Consider the following 18,732-nt stretch of genomic DNA (forward strand, 5'->3'; position numbering starts at 1 on the left):
CCCCATGCCGAACTCAGAAGTGAAACGCCGTAGCGCCGATGGTAGTGTGGGGTCTCCCCATGCGAGAGTAGGGAACTGCCAGGCATTAATTAAAGCGAAGAAGCCCATCCTGACGGATGGGCTTTTTTGCGTCTGTGCGGGGTGCACATTGCCGGATTAAGCGCAGCGCATCAGGCAATTCTGACAGTCAACCTGGTTCTCTTCCTTCGAACATTTCTTAATCCTTTTCCTGCTAATTAAAATCGTGATCTATCTCTCATAATAAATTATAACAATTATATAACATTTGATTTACTAAAACAGACATGAAACGTCATTGATAGATTCATAAGATCCTGGCAGGGGTACAATTCTAATGGCTGATAGCAGTGTAACTGAGAACGGGGCGCTGGCAGATGGCGACACCCGTCGTCGTATATGGGCAATTGTTGGTGCATCGTCAGGGAATCTGGTTGAATGGTTTGATTTCTATATTTACTCTTTCTGCTCTCTCTACTTTGCTCATATCTTTTTTCCATCTGGAAACACCACCACGCAACTCTTACAAACTGCCGGCGTTTTTGCTGCAGGCTTTCTGATGCGGCCAATCGGGGGATGGCTTTTTGGTCGTATTGCGGATAAACACGGGCGTAAAAAGTCTATGCTGTTGTCTGTTTGTATGATGTGCATGGGATCGTTGGTGATCGCTTGTCTTCCGGGATATGAAACCATCGGCACCTGGGCTCCCGCGCTATTACTGCTGGCCAGATTATTCCAGGGGTTATCTGTTGGTGGGGAATACGGAACCAGCGCTACCTATATGAGTGAAGTAGCCGTTGAAGGTAAGAAAGGTTTTTATGCCTCATTCCAGTATGTGACGTTAATCGGCGGGCAGTTACTGGCATTGCTGGTTGTGGTCATATTACAGCAAACGTTAGAAGACTCGGCGCTAAGAGCGTGGGGCTGGCGTATTCCGTTTGCGCTGGGTGCTGTGTTAGCTATTGTGGCATTGTGGTTGCGTCGTCAACTGGATGAAACATCAAAACAGGATGTCCGTGCGTTGAAAGAAGCGGGTTCTCTGAAAGGGCTGTGGCGTAACCGCAGAGCCTTTCTTATGGTACTGGGATTCACCGCTGCTGGCTCGCTGTGTTTTTATACGTTCACGACCTACATGCAGAAATATCTGGTTAATACGGCTGGTATGCATGCCAACGTGGCCAGCGGCATTATGACAGCTGCATTGTGCGTGTTTATGCTGGTGCAACCGCTGTTCGGTGCGTTGTCAGATAAAATAGGCCGACGGACTTCAATGCTGTGTTTTGGCGCGTTAGCCGCGATTTTTACTGTTCCCATTTTGACCGCGTTGCAAAGCGTGACGTCTCCTTACATGGCGTTTGCTCTGGTGATGTGTGCCTTGTTGATCGTGAGTTTCTATACGTCAATTAGCGGTATTCTGAAGGCCGAAATGTTCCCGGCGCAGGTGCGTGCTCTGGGGGTTGGGTTATCTTATGCGGTGGCTAATGCTTTGTTTGGTGGTTCAGCCGAATATGTTGCGTTATCCCTGAAGTCTGTCGGCATGGAGACATCATTCTTCTGGTATGTCACCGTGATGGCGGTGGTCGCATTCCTGGTTTCGCTGATGTTACACAGTAAGGGAAAAGGTTTACGCCTCTAATGGTGTGCCAGTTGCCAAACGGTATAGCCGGTTGATGCGCCCGCCACATCCCAGGCAAAGTCTTTCCAGCTCCAGCCGCTCCCAGCGGGGCGGCTATCCCACAGCTCTTTTGATGCACCCAGGCTGACTGAGAACATCAAACCGATAGCTGCGCTACGATCGCGATTGTTTCCCTGATGCTGTGCATACTCGTTCCCCGCTGCGGCAAGCATGGCCGAGGCGATAAAGTGTTGAGCTTTGTCTTGCCCACTCCAGCTGTCGTTAGCCATGTGGCTACAACCGGAAAGAAGCAAAACACTGGCAAGAATACACAGACGCATCGTTGCCTCCATAGGAAAAACCCCGTCGCTGGACGGGGTCTTGATTACAGAATACGGCTGATTAATCTGTCGATTCGAATACGGCGTAATCGACGGATGAGCTTACGTACTTTGACTGGATAGTCGGCAATGCTCTGCAGGTCGCGATAGTGTTTCACGACGGTGGTGTGCGTGCGGATAAGCTCCAGCTCTTTATCACGCTGAGGAGTCAGTTCCTGCTGGGGATCATGGATAAGAATGGCGTTTTCCAAATCCAGCCGCCAGGCGCGGGGGTTAAGATTATTGCCGGTAAGCAGCATCCATTTATCATCAACCCACATGCCTTTCAGATGATAGGTGTTGTCATCATCTTTCCATAAGCGCACGACCAACTGGTCGGTATTCACGTAATACTGCAGTCTGCTCAGGAAACGGCGCAGATTTATTTCATACAGATAAGGCAGCGCACCGATGATCTTGAATGGCTCATCTTCCGGAATGAAGAAGTCGTTGGCGGTTTTATCACCGACAATGATTTCGACCTTTTTCCCTTCACGCAGTAGTTGAATGATATTGCGCACCAGGATGGCTGGTAGGTTGAAATAAGGCGTACAAATGGTGAGTTTGTGCTCCGCGCAGGGCATGAGGTGGAAAATAGTCTTATTTAACAGACTGGATTTTCCGAGCCCAACCAGCGGCGTGACCGAAAGCTGTTCGTTATCCGCATCACCCTGAAAATGGAAGGATGCATCGCGCAATTCCTGACGGTACAGGCGGATATCATTTTTAATTTCCGGGCTTTTAGGACGATGGATATCATCGAGACGATTAACGCCGCGCCCATTCATCAGGTTCTGCGTAACCCAATCGTACATGATATCGGCCATCTTCGCGTTGCGAATCAGCTGATAGCGGTCATAGCGGTATTTATCATGTTGGTGTAAGTAAACATCGTTCAGACTGGCCCCGCTATACAGGACGCTATCATCAATGATAAAGCCTTTAAAATGCAGAACACCAAGCGCTTCACGGGTGTTAATTGGCACGCCGTAGACAGGGATATCGATACCAGGATTTTCTTGCGCCATGCGGCAATACCAGTCAGCGTTGGTATTGGATGCCGCAACACCAATGCGTCCACGCTGGGCTCGATGCCAGTCGACAAGCACCCGGATATCCAGTTCAGGACGCTGCCGCTTTGCCGCATAGAGCGCGTCGAGTATGCCTTTACCGCCGTCATCCTGTTCCAGGTACAGCGCAATAATGCAGATCCGTCGCGTCGCGCTGGCTATTTTCTCCAGCAGAGTCTCCCTGAAATTTGCGGGAGCATAAAAGAAATCTACATCATCAACTGACTGAGAAATCTTAGGTAGTTGGGCAAGGTGTTGTTGATGTTTATTACGCTTAAATTTTGACAACATCACAGTGCATTTCTTCTCTGTTCATTGAAGGGTCCTCTGTGCTTTGCAGACGACATAAGCGGGCAATGATACCACCAGTACCCATTAATGTGGTCAACATTTCCAGTACCTTACTCACGATTCCTCATATTGGGCCAGATTCAGCGTTAGCCCAACAATTCCCTCTTCGAGCTGGACATCGACATCAAACCCGAGTTTTCGGGCCAGGGCGACCATCCCCCGATTGTTTGGCATCGTAATACCATTTAAACGTCTAAGTCCGTGATCTCGGGTGTATGCAATCAACTTTTCCATCAACCGACGACCTAAGCCCAGCCCTTTGAGGTCAGAACGAACCAGCACGGCAAACTCGGCGTCAACGTTATCAGGATCCGAGATTGCCCTCGTTACGCCGAGGATCTCTTGCTGATTATCTTTACAGCGTACTGCCACAAAGGCCATTTCCCGATCGTAGTCGATCTGTGTCATATTGGCTAAATCTTCGTGGGTAAATTCGTTTATCTCACTGAAATAGCGATAATAAAGATCTTCTTTCGTTACCTGAGATATGAACTGCTGCAGATGAGGCTCGTCCTCCGGCAAAATGGGACGGAACAGGCAGCGATCGCCATTTTTCAACTCCACCCATTCTTCAAGCTGATGGGGATAAGGGCGTACCGCCAGCCTGCTTTCGTTATCGCCCGTGAAAGGGGCAATATCCAGTGTGACGTCCAGTGCAGTAAATTCCCCAGCAGAGGCCAGTAGAGGATGGATATCCAAGCGCTGAATTTCCGGACAATCGACGATCAGGTTGGAGACCTGGACCAACAGTTGGCTTAAACCTGCAATATCTAAGGGCCGTAGTGCGCTGCGAGCGCGGATCTTTTTGTTTTTGATCCCCTGGATCACCAGATAACGCGCCAGATTCATGTTCAATGGCGGCAATGCCACCACGGCTTGCTCGTCTGGACGCCACTCAACCCCGCCTTCGCCCAGCATAATCAACGGGCCAAATACCGGGTCGTGTTCAACGACGACGCGCAGTTCCTGAGCGCCAGCGCGATTTGCCATACTTTGTACTAATAAACCGTGAATGCGCGCCTGCGGCCAGGCCATTTTTACCCGATCAAAAATCGCATTGGCTGCCTGCTGCACCTCTGTTGCCGTACGCAGATAGAGCATTACCCCCTGAACTTCCGATTTATGCGGGATATCAGGAGAACGCAGCTTCAGTGCTACTGGGTAACCGATTTGTTCTGCGATGTGTACGGCTTCTGCACTGTCGCTGGCGATCCATGTCGGCAGTGTGTGTAAGCCATAGGCGTGTAAAATCGGCTGCACTTCATGGGTATCCAGCGATGTCGCTCCCTCAGCAATCGCCTGCTGTAACAGACTATGCGCTTCGGCGGTGTTAGTGGTCAGGCTATCGGGTAGGGCTGGTGTTTCTCGCAGTTGCTTCTGGTTACGCCGATATTCGACCATATGCATGAAGGCCGTAATGGTACCTTCCGGCGTACGATAGGTGGGTAATCCGGCTTCACTAAACAGCCTGCGGGCTTCCTGGGATGAAAACTCGCCGCACCAGTTGGTCAGCAACGAGACGAACTTGCCGCGCGGATGGCGCTTTACCGCTTCGATCAACACCTGCGCGCTTTCGGTTCCGGGGGCGGCTGCGCTGGGTGAGTGAATCACCATCAGTGCGTCGAAATCCTGACTGGCGAGTAAAATATCCAGTGTCTTGACGTAATGTTCGCTGCTGGCATCATCACGCAGATCCAGTGGGTTGGCGATATCCACGTGAGCAGGTAGGGCATCGCGTAATTTCTGGCAGGATTCTTCACTCAGCGCGGCCAGCTTACCGTTTCGCGACCACAGTTCATCTAATGCCAGCGCCGCGGGAGCGGCCCCATTGCTGATGATCATCAGCCTGTCGCCACGTAGCGGACGCATGTGGCTCAGGGTTTCGACTGCCGAGAAAAGCTCATGAGTGTCCTGAACGCGCAATAAACCAGCGCGTTGAATCGCCGCATCCCAGGCCGGGTCCATTCCGGCACTGGTATGCAGTAAACGCTGCGCTGCAGGGCTGCGACCGCTTTTAATCACCAGAATAGGTTTATTGCGCGAGGCGCTACGGGCGGCGGAAACAAAGCGCCGGGCATCACTTAAATGTTCGAGATACAGCAATATCGCGCTGGTTTTACTGTCGCGTGCCAGGTAATCCAGCAACTCATCAACGTCGATATCCAGGCTATCACCCAGCGCGATAAAGTAAGAAAAGCCCATTTCTCTCTGCTGTGCCCAGTCAAGTATGGTATTGGACACGGCGGCGGATTGAGAGATGAAAGCCAGCTTGCCGCGCTTAATTGGGACGGGGGAAAAGCTGGCGTTAAGTCCTTGCCAGGGTGCGAGAAGTCCCAGGCTGTTGGGACCCAGAAGACGTATGTTGTAGCGTGATGCACAGGCCAGCAGCTCCGCGTGCTGCGCCGAGGGAGCTGAGAGAATAATGCAGGTTTTACAGCCTTTCTCGCCAAGCGCTTCGAGTAATGCCAGGTTACGGCTGGCATTGGTGCACAACACAGCGAGATCGGGGCTAAAAGGCAGGCTGTTGATATTGGGCCACGCCAGTACGCCCAACACCGCTTTCCAGGCGGGGGTCACTGGTAAAACGGGGCCGTTGAACCCTCCTGCCAGCAGGTTACGCATCATCAGGTATCCTGCTCGATTGGGCTTCATTGACGCCCCAATCACGGCAATGGATTTCGGTCGCAGTAGCGCTTCCAGACCACGTTGACTCATATCGGCTTCCTTAATGACTCCAGTGACCGAATGATTTTAAACGCTTTCTGTTGAGTCTGCTGTGACGCTTCCCTGATGTTGAGTTTTTCCTGCCAGGTAGCGTGTTTTAAAGCGCGTGAAGTGCTCACCTAATCCTTCGGCTGCCTGCGTATCACCTGCCAGATCCAGTAAAGCAATTGCCACTTCGGCAGTGCAATATTGCCCCTCGGCATGGACTTCGCGCAGATGATAAGCGGAGAGGCGTGATAAATCGACGGAGATCACCGGCAGGTTATCAAGGTACGGGCTTTTGCGGAACATTTTGCGTGCTTCTGGCCAGGTGCCATCAAGCATAATGAATAGCGGTGGTTTACCGGCTGGTGGTGTGAAAATGACCTCACGCCCCTCGTCGGCATAAGATGCCGGGAATACGACCATCGGCTGATAATCCGGATTTTTCACCAGTTCAAGCAGCGCCTGCGGTGGCTCGGTGCGTGACCACTGAAAAGCCGTTGTTTCGGGCAGGATATCGGCAATTAAACGCCCGGTATTGCTGGGCTTCATCGGTTCGGTATCAAACATCACCAGGCAAAAACGGCTTTTCGCCTGAGTTGGCGTCAGCGTTTCACACAGGCACAGTTTCAGCGGCAGCAGGCAGCGCTGACAGCGACGGATGCGATTACCTCGGGCAAGAAAAGGGCGCGTGGCGCGCGCAAGACGCTCGGCACGTAACTGGAGAACGGCGTTATTGGTCATCGGGAAGCACGTTGAAAAATGCTATTGTCTCAGAGGACAAAACGGGGCACAAGATGTGCCCCGCAGAGTTTATAATGATTCGTTAAGCCAGCTATCAAACGGAGCCTTAGGTACGGCGCCATTAAGCATGTCGACGATTTCACCTTTTCTGAAGATCATGATGGTCGGGATGCTGCGGATACCGAAGCGGGCGCTGAGCTCACGTTCGGCTTCCGTATTCACTTTAACAAAACGTACTTTACCGCTACGTTCTTCCGCGACATCTTCAAAAATCGGGGCGAAGTTACGACATGGACCACACCAGGGGGCCCAAAAATCAACCACCACCGGGAGATCGTCTTTTAACAGTTTATCCAGTGTTTCACCGGTCGCATTGATCACCTCCCCATCAAACAGGTCGTGACCACAGCGTCCGCATTTAGCCGCTTCCTGGACACGATCGTCGGGGATGCGGTTGATAGCCTGGCAGCTGGTACAAACGGTATTCATAACTAACCTCTGGATGAGTGGAGTGGACTTCACGGCAGTAACGCCAGTATGTTTCTATTATGTTACATATTATCGGGGAGTCTGTTCTAAACAACAATGCGTTTTATTCAATGAGTACAATAGTCCTTAGCTTTTAAATGAAATAATGGCTAACGACGTGCACATCGGGTAATCTGCGCGCTTCGCGCAGAGCAGGTGGAGAAAAACATGAGCGACGAACTGAAGAACAAAAACGGCAAGGTCAAAGTGATGTACGTCCGCAGTGACGATGACTCGGATAAACGCACCCAAAATCCACGTACTGGTAAAGGCGGCGGTCGCCCCGGTACTTCCCGAGCCGAAGGCGGTCGTCGCCCTGCCCGTGATGACAGAAAGGGTCCGAACAGCGAACGAGGCCGTGAACGTGGTCGTGACCGCGATGTTGAACGCGATCGTAAACGTGAAGATTCGCCATGGCGTACCGTGTCCCGCGCCCCGAGTGATGACGCAGCGGAAAAAGCCGATCACGGCGGTATCAGCGGCAAAAGCTTTATTGATCCGGAAGTATTACGTCGCCAGCGCGCGGAAGAAACTCGCGTTTACGGTGAGAATGCCTGTCAGGCTCTGTTCCAGAGTCGTCCGGACGCTATCGTCCGCGCCTGGTTTGTTCAGAGCGTCACCCCGCGCTTTAAAGAAGCATTACGCTGGATGGCGGCAAACCGCAAAGCCTACCACGTGGTTGACGAAGCCGAACTGGCGAAGGCCTCCGGCACTGAACACCACGGTGGTGTCTGTTTCCTGATTAAAAAACGTAACGGTACCACCGTTAAGCAGTGGGTTGGTCAGGCGGGTGCGCAGGATTGCGTACTGGCGCTGGAAGATATCGCCAACCCGCATAACCTGGGCGGTATGATGCGTAGCTGCGCACACTTCGGTGTGAAAGGCGTGGTGGTGCAGGATGCGGCGCTGCTGGAATCGGGTGCGGCTATCCGTACCGCTGAAGGGGGGGCTGAGCACGTTCAGCCGATTACCGGTGACAGTATTGTCGACGTGCTGGACGATTTCCGTAACGCGGGTTACACGATAGTGATGACCTCAAGCGTGAAAGGTAAACCGCTGTTTACGACCACGCTGCCGGAAAAAATGGTGCTGGTATTAGGGCGTGAGCGTGAAGCTCTGCCGGAAGCGGCATGCTCAGCCGACGATTTGTGCGTGGCGATTGACGGTACCGGCAACGTAGAAACGCTTAACGTTTCTGTTGCGACCGGCGTGCTGCTCGCGGAGTGGTGGCGTCAGAACAAAGCCTGATAATAAAAATGCCAGCGAATCGCTGGCATTTTTTTACTCGCTTTCTGCGGGTAATACCGGCATCCAGTCAATCGGTTTTTCACCTCGTTGTTCCAGCCATTCATTAGCCAGTACAAAGTGATTGCAGCCAAAGAAACCGCGATGTGCAGAGAGCGGTGATGGGTGTGGCGCTTTCAACACATGGTGACGCTGCGCATCAATAATCGCGCCTTTCTTCTGAGCATGTGAACCCCAGAGCAGGAAAACCACACCTTCCCGATGTTGGTTAATCAGGCTGATGACTTTATCAGTAAACGTTTCCCATCCCAGACTGGCATGCGAATGCGCCTGACCCGCCCGAACGGTGAGAACGGTGTTGAGTAACAATACGCCCTGGCGTGCCCAGCTTTCCAGGTATCCATGTGTCGGACGGGTAAATCCCGGGATGGTGGCTTCCAGCTCTTTATACATGTTCAGTAGTGACGGCGGAGTGGCGATACCAGGGCGTACAGAGAAGGCGAGACCGTGTGCCTGGCCTGGACCGTGGTAAGGATCCTGACCCAGGATGACAACTTTCACGTCACCAAGCTCGGTAAAACGAAACGCGTTAAACACATCTTTTTGCGGTGGATAGATTGTCATTCCTGACTGACGCTCGCCGGCAACAGTATGCAGTGTGTTAACAAAATAAGGCTGCTGTTTTTCTTCAGCCAGCACATCGTGCCAGGTTAATTCGGTGGCCATCTCGCTCTCCTGCGAATTTTCAATCCTCCTAGCTTAACTGCTTCTGTCGACGTCGCAAAATTCTGTACGTTTCTCAAAGCGCTACCTCTTAAAGATAGTTGAAAATTTATGTAAAAAGTTTAGCTGTGTACATGGCGTAAGTTGATGTAAAACAATAAAATCCACCTATCACCACTTTTCATGTGTGGTTTTTGTTGATTTAAATCAAAGATTCAAGGGTGTGTGAGGGGTATATATACACTCAAGCAACAATGGTTTTACCAATTGGCCGGATGAGGCCAACCGAAATCAAATAATTTTGCCGGGGAGGCATCAACATGATTACAGGTATCCAGATTACTAAAGCTGCAAACGACGACCTGCTGAACTCTTTCTGGCTGCTGGACAGCGAAAAAGGCGAAGCACGCTGCATCGTTGCGAAAGCAGGTTTCAATGCTGATGACGTCGTTGCCGTCAGCAAACTGGGCGAAATCGAATACCGTGAAGTACCGGTAGATGTACAGCCAGAAGTTCGTGTAGAAGGTGGTCAGCACCTGAACGTTAACGTTTTGCGTCGTGAAACACTGGAAGATGCAGTTAAGCACCCGGAAAAATATCCGCAGCTGACCATCCGTGTTTCTGGTTATGCAGTGCGTTTCAACTCTCTGACCCCAGAGCAGCAGCGCGACGTTATTGCTCGTACCTTTACTGAGAGCCTGTAAGGCTCGGGGGGAATAACCCCGCTCAGCAGAGAATCTACAAGCGGAAGACGCCAGTGCGTCTTCCGCTTTTTTGTATCCGTTAGTAAAAAATCCTCACCGCACAATACACCAACAGTAATGCCAGAATGATATTCAACTGCCGACCGTAACGGCGAAAGATGCGCTGAAAAAGATGGCCCGCCAGCGCCCAACAGGCATTCCCGAAGGTGCCGATGAGCGCCAGCAGAATACTCACTCCAATCAACCAGTGCGCGTCCTGTGTATATGGCAATACAAATGTGGATAACGCGGTAATGCCGTACAAAATGATTTTGACGTTCACAAACTGCAAACCAAAACTCGCCCAAAAGCTAATCGGTTCCGCCTGCAGCCTATCGTTTGAGGCTGGGCTGGTGGCGATTTTCAGCGCCAGCCATAAAATGTAGGCTGCCCCTGCCCAACTCAGCCAATGAATAATAGCCGGATCCAGGACGGCCAGCGAAAACGAGATCCCGGCGCACAGCAGCATGACGATTAAAAAGCCCAGACTCATTCCGGCCAGAACACGCGTGCTTTGACGTAGGCCATGTGATGTCGCCGCACTCAGCGCGAGGATATTATTCGGGCCGGGTGTTAGCGCAGTAATCAGTGTATAGGTCCAGAATGCACTTAAAAGCATGGGTGTCACTTGTTATCTCCTCTGTTTTAGCAGACAGTACCCGAGATATAAGATTTAAAAAAATGAATGTTTTTGCATTTTGAATTCGATAATTTCGATAGGTTGGTGAGGATGGATTTACGTCGGTTTATTACGTTAAAAACGGTAGTGGAAGAGGGCTCATTCCTTCGGGCTTCACAAAAGCTTTGCTGTACGCAATCAACCGTAACGTTTCATATTCAACAGCTTGAACAAGAACTCTCAGTACAGCTATTCGAAAAAATTGGCCGGCGGATGTGTCTCACCAGTGAGGGCAAACGGCTGATGCCGCATATACATGACCTGACGCGTGTGATGGCATCGATCCGACAGTCAGCACATCAGGATGCGCAGCCGAGCGGCGATCTCCGCGTCGCAACCGGAGAAACGTTACTGGCCTATAAAATGCCGCAGGTTTTACAGCGCTTTAAACAACGCGCTCCCAATGTTCGGTTGTCCCTACAGTCGCTCAATTGTTATGTCATTCGTGATGCCCTGCTGGACGATGAGGTTGATCTGGGGGTGTTTTATCGGGTTGGGAATGATGAGGCGCTTGAGATGCTGTCACTGGGTGAACAGTCACTGGCGCTGGTCGCCTCTCCGGCTCTTCAGGATGTTGATTTCACTCAGCATAATCAGCATATTCTCTGCAGTTTTATCATTAATGAACCGCAATGTATTTTTAGACAGCGTTTTGAAAGTCTGCTGCGTAAGCGGCAGATAACGCTGGAAAATACTATTGAGCTATGGAGTATCGAAAGCATCAAGCAGTGTGTCTCTGCGAATCTTGGTGTCAGTTTTTTACCGCGGTTTACCGTTGAGAAGGAATTACACTCAGGAGAATTAATCGAGTTGCCGTTCAGTGAAAAGCCTGAATTGATTACCGCATTGTGCGCACATCATGCCGGAAAAGTCGTTAGCCCGGCGATACGGGTTTTTATGGAATGCATTACAGAGAGCTTTGCTGCGCATGAAAAAATGCCGGGCTAAACGGCCCGGCATTCGGTTTACTCTTTGTCGGACTGCTGGGTAGCAGCTCCGCTCGGCTTACGACGTTTGCCGATATTTTTGGCGTCGCGGTGACGTTTTTTCACCCGCGGCTTCTCTTTCTCTTTCGCTTTTTTCTCGGCGCGCTTCGCCAGCACTTTCTTGGATGGCTTACCGTTGGATTTCTCACTTGGCGCGCGCGTGGTTGGACGCAGTTCGTCGATGACGCGTGCTTTCAGCGGCTCGTCAATATAGCGGCTCGCTTTGCCGAGAAGCAGATGGTCGTGCGCTTCAACCAAAGAGATCGCAGTACCTTTACGCCCGGCACGACCGGTACGACCAATGCGGTGCAGATAGGCATCGCCACTGCGCGGCATGTCGAAGTTAAACACATGGCTGACGTCAGGAATATCGATCCCGCGAGCGGCAACGTCGGTGGCTACCAGCACGTTCACGCGACCATCGGTCAGGCGTTTGATCGCTTCGTTACGTTTGTTCTGCACCATCTCGCCTTCGAGATAGCAGTTATTAATGCCTGCCTGGCGCAGCCAGCCAGCCAGCTCGTGCACACGTTCGCGTTTGCGTACAAAGACAATTGAGCGGGTCGCTTCCGGCTGTTTTAACAGATGGATCAGCAGGGCAGTTTTGTGCTCGATATCATCGGCACGGTAGTAAAACTGATGGATCTTCTTGCGTTCGCGGGTGGACGGATCTGCCGAGACTTCGACAGGATCTTCCAGCAGACGCTCGGCAAAATCTTTGATCGCATCGCCTTCCAGGGTGGCGGAGAACAGCATCGTTTGCTTACGCCAGCGGGTTTCACCGGCGATATGTTCGATGTCCTGGGCAAAGCCCATGTCCAGCATACGGTCTGCTTCATCGAGAATTAGCGTCTCAACCGCATGGCAGTCGAAGTTTTCTTCTTTAATGTATTGCAGCAGACGACCCGTGGTGGCAACCACGATGTCCTGGTTTTCGCTAAAGACTTCCATGTGGTTCATGTAAGCCACGCCGCCGGTAATGGTCGCGATATCCAGATGCGTATTTTTCGCCAGCTCACGGGCGTGTTCAGCAACCTGCATCGCCAGTTCGCGCGTTGGCGTCAGGATTAAAATGCGCGGCGGACCAGATTTCTTGCGTGGGAAGTCGAGCAGGTGCTGCAACGCTGGCAGCAAATATGCCGCCGTTTTACCGGTGCCTGTCGGCGCAGAACCGAGTACATCACGGCCATCGAGCGCAGGCGGAATGGCGGCAGCCTGAATGGCGGTCGGGCGAGTGAAACCTTTTTCCTGGAGGGCATCCAGAAGGCTTTCATCGAGTTCAAGTTCGGAAAAAGTCGTTACAGTCATGTTCTACCTCTGAGTGGGGCGCTGATTATAGACGTTACGGCTGCAATCTTCATCTGTTTGTATGGATATACCTTCTCAGGTATTGTTTTTATCCTATGTTATCGTTTTTTTTCCAGGAAGGTTGTTCTTCATGCCCCAGTCTACATCCGTACTGAAACGTAATGGATTTACTTTTAAGCAGTTTTTTGTGGCACACGATCGCTGTGCAATGAAAGTCGGAACGGACGGTATTTTATTGGGGGCCTGGGCCCCCGTTGCGGGCGTAAAGCGGATCCTGGATATTGGTACCGGGAGCGGCCTGCTGGCGCTGATGCTGGCCCAGCGCACTGATGAAAACGTCATCATTGACGCCGTGGAGCTTGATGTCGACGCCGCGCAGCAGGCGCAGGAGAACATCGCGCAATCTCCGTGGATGCATCGTGTGAACGTGCATACGGAAGATGCCCAGCAGTGGATACCGCGCCAGACCGTGCGTTTTGATTTGATAATCAGCAATCCACCCTATTATGAACAGGGCGTTGAATGTGCTACGCCGCAGCGCGAGCAGGCACGCTACACCACCACGCTCGATCATCAGGCACTGCTTACGCTGGTGGCGGACAGCATTACGGAAGAAGGCTTTTTTTGTGTAGTGCTACCGGAGCAGATTGGTAACGCATTTACTCAGCAGGCGCTTAGCATGGGCTGGCATCTGCGATTGCGCACAGATGTAGCAGAAACCGAGGCCCGTCTACCGCATCGGGTATTGCTGGCATTCTCCCCACAGGCCGGGGAGTGCTTTAGCGACAGGTTGGTTATCCGTGGGCCAGACCAGCGTTACTCTGAAGGTTATACGGCGTTGACCCAGGCATTCTATCTGTTTATGTGATGACTGAGCGGCGAGAGAATTGACGGGCCCGCCTCTGGAAGCTGTTCTGGATAATCCAGCGTGTAGTGCAAGCCCCGACTCTCTTTGCGCATCATCGCGCAGCGGACAATCAGCTCGGCAACCTGCACCAGATTGCGCAGCTCCAGTAGGTTGTTCGACACACGGAAATGGGCGTAATACTCGTCGATTTCCTGTTGCAGCATGGTGATACGGCGCAGGGCGCGCTCCAGACGTTTAGTGGTGCGCACGATGCCGACGTAATCCCACATAAACAGCCGCAGCTCATGCCAGTTATGCTGAATGACAACCAACTCATCCGGGTTTTCTACCCGGCTTTCATCCCAACCCGGGAGCGAGTTAACCCCGCGGGCATAAGGCATTCTGCGGTCAATATCTTCCGCCGCAGACCAGCCATACACCAGACACTCCAGCAGCGAGTTCGATGCCATGCGATTGGCGCCATGCAGGCCGGTATAGCTCACTTCGCCGATTGCGTATAAACCGTCGACATCAGTGCGGCCAAAGTCATCAACCATCACACCGCCGCAGGTATAGTGCGCGGCAGGAACGATGGGGACCGGCTCTTTGGTCAGATCGATGCCCAGTCCCAGCAATTTTTCGTAAATCATCGGGAAATGCTGGCGAACAAACTCTTCGGGCTTATGGCTGATGTCGAGGAACATACAGTCAGCGCCGAGGCGCTTCATTTCGTGGTCGATGGCACGGGCGACAATATCACGTGGGGCCAGCTCGCCGCGCTTGTCAAAGTCGGGCATAAAGCGTGAGCCATCCGGGCGTTTCAGGTGTGCGCCTTCGCCGCGCAGCGCTTCAGTCAGCAGAAAATTGCGCGCCTGTGGATGATACAGCGCGGTTGGGTGAAACTGGTTAAATTCCAGATTGGCGACGCGGCATCCTGCGCGCCAGGCCATCGCAATACCGTCGCCCGAAGAAATATCCGGATTGGTGGTGTATTGATACACTTTAGAAGCGCCGCCAGTGGCCAACACTACCGACTTCGCATGGCAGGTCTCAACGGCTTCTTTATTACGATTCCAGATCCAGGCTCCGACAACCCGACGCGTCCCCGGTAGACCAATTTTATCAGAGACAATCAGGTCCACGGCGTTACTGCGCTCCAGTACCCGAATATTCGGATGACTTTGCGCCTGGCTGACCAATGTGGTTTCGACCTCTTTACCAGTGGCATCTGCCGCATGCAGGATTCGTCGATGGCTATGGCCGCCTTCTCGGGTCAGATGATAGCTCTCTTCGCCATTGGGTTGAACCTGAGTATCAAATAAGACGCCTTGATCAATTAGCCACTGGACACACGAGCGGGCGTTACTGGCTACAAACTCAACGGCATGACGATCGCAAAGACCGGCCCCTGCAATCAGCGTGTCTTCAACGTGGGAGTCAATGCTGTCGGTTTCATCGAAAACAGCGGCGATGCCACCCTGAGCATAAAATGTCGAGCCTTCACTAACTGGTCCTTTGCTCAGGACAATGACCTGATGTTTTTCAGCCAGGCGTAGCGCCAGTGAGAGTCCGGCAGCCCCGCTGCCAATGATCAGCACGTCACAGGATAATTCGGGAGTCGTATTCATGATTTTTGTTTAATTTACTAAACAGTGTTCGTTCACCATAGCACCATACTGCGCGATACTGCACGTTTTATTTTCAAATGTGTTGCAATGGCTAAACACAGGGAAAGGGTATGTGGATGAGTGAAAGAGCAAAAATATTTTGTGAAGCAGGCCGTTAGCATCAGATTATGAGGTGAAATAAAGTGGCTGTTGGGTTACTCTGCTGGCGGTGAAATGGGCATTTCTATACAGATAGTGCGTTGATCGGGTTATGTAGACTTATAATGAGAGATAAGACCTGTCTACAACATGACAAACAAAAACAAATGCGTAACGGAACTTTACGAAACTTGAGCACTCTAAGCTTTTGCTTGCTCATAGTGAAGCTTATGGAGTGGCGTTTCGAAAGCGCGTGGAAATTTGGTTTGGGGAGACTTTACCTCGGATGAGCGAGCAGTTAACGGACCAGGTCCTGGTTGAACGGGTCCAGAAGGGAGATCAGAAAGCCTTTAACTTACTGGTGGTTCGCTACCAGCATAAAGTGGCGAGTCTGGTTTCCCGCTATGTACCGTCGGGCGATGTTCCCGATGTTGTACAAGAAGCATTTATCAAGGCCTATCGTGCGCTGGACTCGTTCCGGGGAGATAGTGCTTTTTATACCTGGCTGTATCGTATTGCAGTCAATACAGCGAAGAATTACCTGGTCGCTCAGGGGCGTCGTCCACCTTCCAGTGATATAGATGCGATAGAAGCAGAAAATTACGAAAGTGGCGGTGCGCTGAAAGAAATTTCGAACCCTGAGAACTTAATGTTGTCAGAAGAACTGAGACAGATAGTTTTCCGAACTATTGAGTCCCTCCCGGAAGATTTACGCATGGCAATAACCTTGCGGGAGCTGGATGGCCTGAGCTATGAAGAGATAGCCGCTATCATGGATTGTCCGGTGGGTACGGTGCGTTCACGTATCTTCCGAGCGAGGGAAGCTATTGATAATAAAGTTCAACCGCTTATCAGGCGTTGACGATAGCGGGATACTGGAAAAGGTATTAGGCATGCAGAAAGAAAAACTTTCCGCTTTAATGGATGGCGAAACGCTGGACACTGAGTTGCTCAAAGAGTTGGCTCATGACCCGGAAATGCAAAAAACCTGGGAGAGTTATCACCTGATTCGCGATTCCATGCGAGGTGATACCGCCGACGTTCTCCATTTCGATATTTCCGACCGCGTAATGGCTGCTATCGCAGATGAGCTAGTACGTCAGGCGGTGCCATTGATCCCTGAGGCCCAGCCAGCACCGCATCAGTGGCAAAAAATGCCATTCTGGAAGAAAATGCGTCCGTGGGCTGCGCAGCTTACCCAAATGGGTGTGGCCGCGTGTGTATCACTTGCAGTTATTGTTGGCGTCCAGCACTATAATGGACAATCTGAAACGTCCCAGCAGCCCGAAACGCCGGTATTTAATACATTACCGATGATGGGTAAAGCCAGTCCGGTGAGCCTGGGTGTACCTTCTGACGCGACTGCCAGCGGCGGTCAGCAACAGCAGGTACAGGAGCAGCGTCGTCGTATTAATGCCATGTTGCAGGATTACGAACTGCAACGTCGACTGCACTCCGAACAGCTTCAGTTTGAGCAGGCGCAAACACAGCAAGCCGCTGTCCAGGTGCCAGGAATTCAAACTTTAGGAACGCAATCGCAGTAATGAAGCAACTTTGGTTTGCCATGTCACTTGTGGCTGGTAGCCTGTTCTTCTCTGTAAACGCCTCGGCCAATCCTGCGTCCGGGGCGTTGTTGCAGCAGATGAATCTGGCCAGCCAGTCGCTCACCTATGAGCTGTCATTTGTCAGCATCAATAAGCAGGGCGTTGAATCCCTACGTTATCGCCATGCCCGCCAGGACAACCGCCCTCTTGCACAGTTGTTGCAAATGGATGGACCGCGTCGGGAAGTGGTGCAACGTGGCAATGAAATCAGTTACTTTGAGCCAGGACTCGAACCGTTCACGCTGAATGGCGACTATATTGTTGATTCTCTGCCATCCCTGATTTACACCGATTTTAAACGTCTTGCACCCTACTATGATTTTATCGCGGTAGGACGCACGCGTATTGCCGACCGACTCTGTGAAGTTATCCGCGTGGTAGCGCGTGACGGTACGCGTTACAGCTACATCGTCTGGATGGACACCGAAACCAAGCTGCCAATGCGTGTCGATCTCCTCGATCGGGATGGCGAAACGCTTGAACAATTCCGCGTTATCGCCTTTACCGTCAATAACGGGGTTAGCGACAGCATGCAGACGCTGGCGAAAGCAAACCTTCCGCCGTTACTGTCAGTTCCTGCGGGGGAGAAAACGAACTTCAACTGGAGTCCATCGTGGTTACCGCAAGGCTTCAGCGAGGTTTCCAGCAGTCGACGCCCGCTGCCGACAATGGATAACATGCCGATTGAATCGCGCCTGTATTCTGATGGCCTGTTCAGTTTTTCTGTGAACGTGAACCGCGCGTCGCAAAACAGCGCCGATCAACTGCTGCGTACCGGACGTCGAACGGTCAGTACTACCGTGCGGGATAATGCCGAAATCACCATTGTGGGCGAGCTCCCGCCGCAAACGGCAAAGCGTATCGCGGATAATATTAAGTTCAGGGCCGCGCAATGATTAAAGAATGGGCAACAGTCGTCTCCTGGCAAAATGGCCTGGCGACGGTCAGCTGCGATGTTAAAGCATCGTGTAGCAGCTGCGCGTCGCGGGCTGGATGCGGCAGTCGTGTGCTGAACAAACTGGGGCCGCAAACAACGCATACTATCGTGGTACCCAGCGATGAACCGCTGACGCCTGGGCAGAAAGTTGAACTGGGTATTGCCGAAGGGAGCCTGTTAGGCTCGGCGATGCTGGTTTATATGTCTCCGCTGGCGGGACTCTTTATTTTTGCTGCGCTGTTTCAGGTGCTGTTTGGCAGCGATATCGCCGCACTCAGCGGGGCGATACTGGGCGGTGTGGGGGGATTCCTGATTGCGCGAGGATATTCCCGTAAGCTTGCTGAGCGCGAAGCCTGGCAACCGGTTATTCTCAACGTAGCTCTCCCGCCCGATCTGATTCGTGTTGAAACCCCGCAGTGATATCTTTGCCTGATGGCGCTGCGCTTATCAGGCCTACAGCGTCCTCAGATGCAAAGGTAGGC

Annotated in this window: 19 protein-coding genes and 1 rRNA gene; 11 read left to right on the forward strand and 9 right to left on the reverse strand. The window is 52.0% G+C overall.

Going from position 1 to position 18,732, the window contains the following annotated elements; all coding sequences use genetic code 11:
* A 5S ribosomal RNA gene (gene rrf / locus SK32_RS26630) occupies window positions 1-84 on the forward strand; the annotation flags it as partial.
* 271 nt (window positions 85-355) lie between these two features.
* A complete protein-coding gene (locus tag SK32_RS00005; protein WP_048210875.1) occupies window positions 356-1,654 on the forward strand; it encodes an MFS transporter in 1,299 nt (432 codons plus the stop codon).
* On the opposite strand, the gene SK32_RS00010 is transcribed toward SK32_RS00005, so the two are convergent.
* From SK32_RS00010 to trxC, 5 genes are all read right to left on the reverse strand, one after another.
* Window positions 1,651-1,974: a YfiM family lipoprotein gene (locus SK32_RS00010; RefSeq protein ID WP_048210876.1), complete on the reverse strand. Its 324-nt coding sequence runs from the start codon at window positions 1,972-1,974 to the stop codon at window positions 1,651-1,653. The two genes, SK32_RS00005 and SK32_RS00010, sit on opposite strands and share 4 nt — an antisense overlap.
* A gap of 44 nt (window positions 1,975-2,018) precedes the next feature.
* Window positions 2,019-3,374: a CDP-diacylglycerol--serine O-phosphatidyltransferase gene (gene pssA, locus SK32_RS00015; RefSeq protein WP_048210877.1), complete on the reverse strand. Its 1,356-nt coding sequence runs from the start codon at window positions 3,372-3,374 to the stop codon at window positions 2,019-2,021.
* 114 nt (window positions 3,375-3,488) lie between these two features.
* Window positions 3,489-6,149 carry a bifunctional acetate--CoA ligase family protein/GNAT family N-acetyltransferase gene (locus SK32_RS00020; protein WP_048210878.1) on the reverse strand — a complete coding sequence of 887 codons (2,661 nt, stop codon included), beginning with the start codon at window positions 6,147-6,149 and terminating at the stop codon, window positions 3,489-3,491.
* 36 nt (window positions 6,150-6,185) lie between these two features.
* Window positions 6,186-6,884 (reverse strand): tRNA-uridine aminocarboxypropyltransferase, encoded by a 699-nt coding sequence (gene tapT / locus SK32_RS00025; RefSeq protein WP_048210879.1) that lies wholly within the window; start codon window positions 6,882-6,884, stop codon window positions 6,186-6,188.
* 69 nt (window positions 6,885-6,953) lie between these two features.
* A complete protein-coding gene (gene trxC / locus SK32_RS00030) occupies window positions 6,954-7,373 on the reverse strand; it encodes a thioredoxin TrxC (RefSeq protein ID WP_003037559.1) in 420 nt (139 codons plus the stop codon).
* A gap of 207 nt (window positions 7,374-7,580) precedes the next feature.
* Here trxC and SK32_RS00035 point away from each other — a divergent pair, with 207 nt between their 5' ends.
* Entirely contained in the window at window positions 7,581-8,660 is a 1,080-nt protein-coding gene (locus SK32_RS00035) for a tRNA/rRNA methyltransferase (protein ID WP_048210880.1), read from the forward strand.
* Window positions 8,661-8,693: 33 nt separating this feature from the next.
* On the opposite strand, the gene ung is transcribed toward SK32_RS00035, so the two are convergent.
* Window positions 8,694-9,383 (reverse strand): uracil-DNA glycosylase, encoded by a 690-nt coding sequence (ung, locus tag SK32_RS00040; RefSeq protein ID WP_003037561.1) that lies wholly within the window; start codon window positions 9,381-9,383, stop codon window positions 8,694-8,696.
* 317 nt (window positions 9,384-9,700) lie between these two features.
* On the opposite strand from ung, the gene grcA reads away from it, so the two are divergent.
* Complete coding sequence (gene grcA / locus SK32_RS00045; protein ID WP_005121223.1) at window positions 9,701-10,084, forward strand: autonomous glycyl radical cofactor GrcA; 384 nt, start codon at window positions 9,701-9,703, stop codon at window positions 10,082-10,084.
* A gap of 79 nt (window positions 10,085-10,163) precedes the next feature.
* Here the strand turns inward: grcA and eamB are convergent, their stop codons facing one another.
* Complete coding sequence (gene eamB, locus SK32_RS00050; protein ID WP_048210881.1) at window positions 10,164-10,751, reverse strand: cysteine/O-acetylserine transporter; 588 nt, start codon at window positions 10,749-10,751, stop codon at window positions 10,164-10,166.
* A 102-nt stretch (window positions 10,752-10,853) separates the two neighbouring features.
* On the opposite strand from eamB, the gene SK32_RS00055 reads away from it, so the two are divergent.
* On the forward strand, window positions 10,854-11,750 hold the full coding sequence (locus SK32_RS00055) for a LysR family transcriptional regulator (RefSeq protein ID WP_086523413.1): 897 nt from the start codon (window positions 10,854-10,856) through the stop codon (window positions 11,748-11,750).
* Window positions 11,751-11,767: 17 nt separating this feature from the next.
* Here SK32_RS00055 and srmB read toward each other — a convergent pair whose 3' ends face one another.
* Window positions 11,768-13,096 carry an ATP-dependent RNA helicase SrmB gene (srmB, locus tag SK32_RS00060; RefSeq protein ID WP_003037569.1) on the reverse strand — a complete coding sequence of 443 codons (1,329 nt, stop codon included), beginning with the start codon at window positions 13,094-13,096 and terminating at the stop codon, window positions 11,768-11,770.
* A 130-nt stretch (window positions 13,097-13,226) separates the two neighbouring features.
* Between srmB and trmN the strand changes: the two genes are divergently transcribed.
* A complete protein-coding gene (gene trmN, locus SK32_RS00065; RefSeq protein WP_048210883.1) occupies window positions 13,227-13,964 on the forward strand; it encodes a tRNA(1)(Val) (adenine(37)-N(6))-methyltransferase TrmN in 738 nt (245 codons plus the stop codon).
* Here the strand turns inward: trmN and nadB are convergent.
* On the reverse strand, window positions 13,949-15,571 hold the full coding sequence (nadB, locus tag SK32_RS00070; protein WP_048210884.1) for an L-aspartate oxidase: 1,623 nt from the start codon (window positions 15,569-15,571) through the stop codon (window positions 13,949-13,951). The genes trmN and nadB overlap by 16 nt on opposite strands.
* Window positions 15,572-15,834: 263 nt before the next feature.
* Here nadB and rseD point away from each other — a divergent pair, with 263 nt between their 5' ends.
* From rseD to rseC, 5 genes are read left to right on the forward strand one after another with little or no spacing between them, the layout of a single operon-like run.
* Window positions 15,835-15,999 (forward strand): rpoE leader peptide RseD, encoded by a 165-nt coding sequence (gene rseD, locus SK32_RS25870; protein ID WP_124022090.1) that lies wholly within the window; start codon window positions 15,835-15,837, stop codon window positions 15,997-15,999.
* Window positions 15,996-16,571 (forward strand): RNA polymerase sigma factor RpoE, encoded by a 576-nt coding sequence (rpoE, locus tag SK32_RS00075; RefSeq protein ID WP_003037573.1) that lies wholly within the window; start codon window positions 15,996-15,998, stop codon window positions 16,569-16,571. The genes rseD and rpoE overlap by 4 nt, the downstream gene beginning before the upstream one ends.
* A 31-nt stretch (window positions 16,572-16,602) precedes the next feature.
* On the forward strand, window positions 16,603-17,253 hold the full coding sequence (rseA, locus tag SK32_RS00080; RefSeq protein WP_048210885.1) for an anti-sigma-E factor RseA: 651 nt from the start codon (window positions 16,603-16,605) through the stop codon (window positions 17,251-17,253).
* A complete protein-coding gene (gene rseB, locus SK32_RS00085) occupies window positions 17,253-18,209 on the forward strand; it encodes a sigma-E factor regulatory protein RseB (RefSeq protein WP_048210886.1) in 957 nt (318 codons plus the stop codon). Before rseA ends, rseB begins: the two co-directional genes overlap by 1 nt.
* The gene (rseC, locus tag SK32_RS00090) at window positions 18,206-18,670 is read left to right on the forward strand and encodes a SoxR-reducing system protein RseC (protein ID WP_048210887.1); all 465 of its coding nucleotides are present in this window, start codon (window positions 18,206-18,208) and stop codon (window positions 18,668-18,670) included. Before rseB ends, rseC begins: the two co-directional genes overlap by 4 nt.
* Window positions 18,671-18,732 lie beyond the last annotated feature (62 nt).

Source organism: Citrobacter sp. MGH100 (genome assembly GCF_001034465.1).
Classification (GTDB): domain Bacteria; phylum Pseudomonadota; class Gammaproteobacteria; order Enterobacterales; family Enterobacteriaceae; genus Citrobacter; species Citrobacter youngae.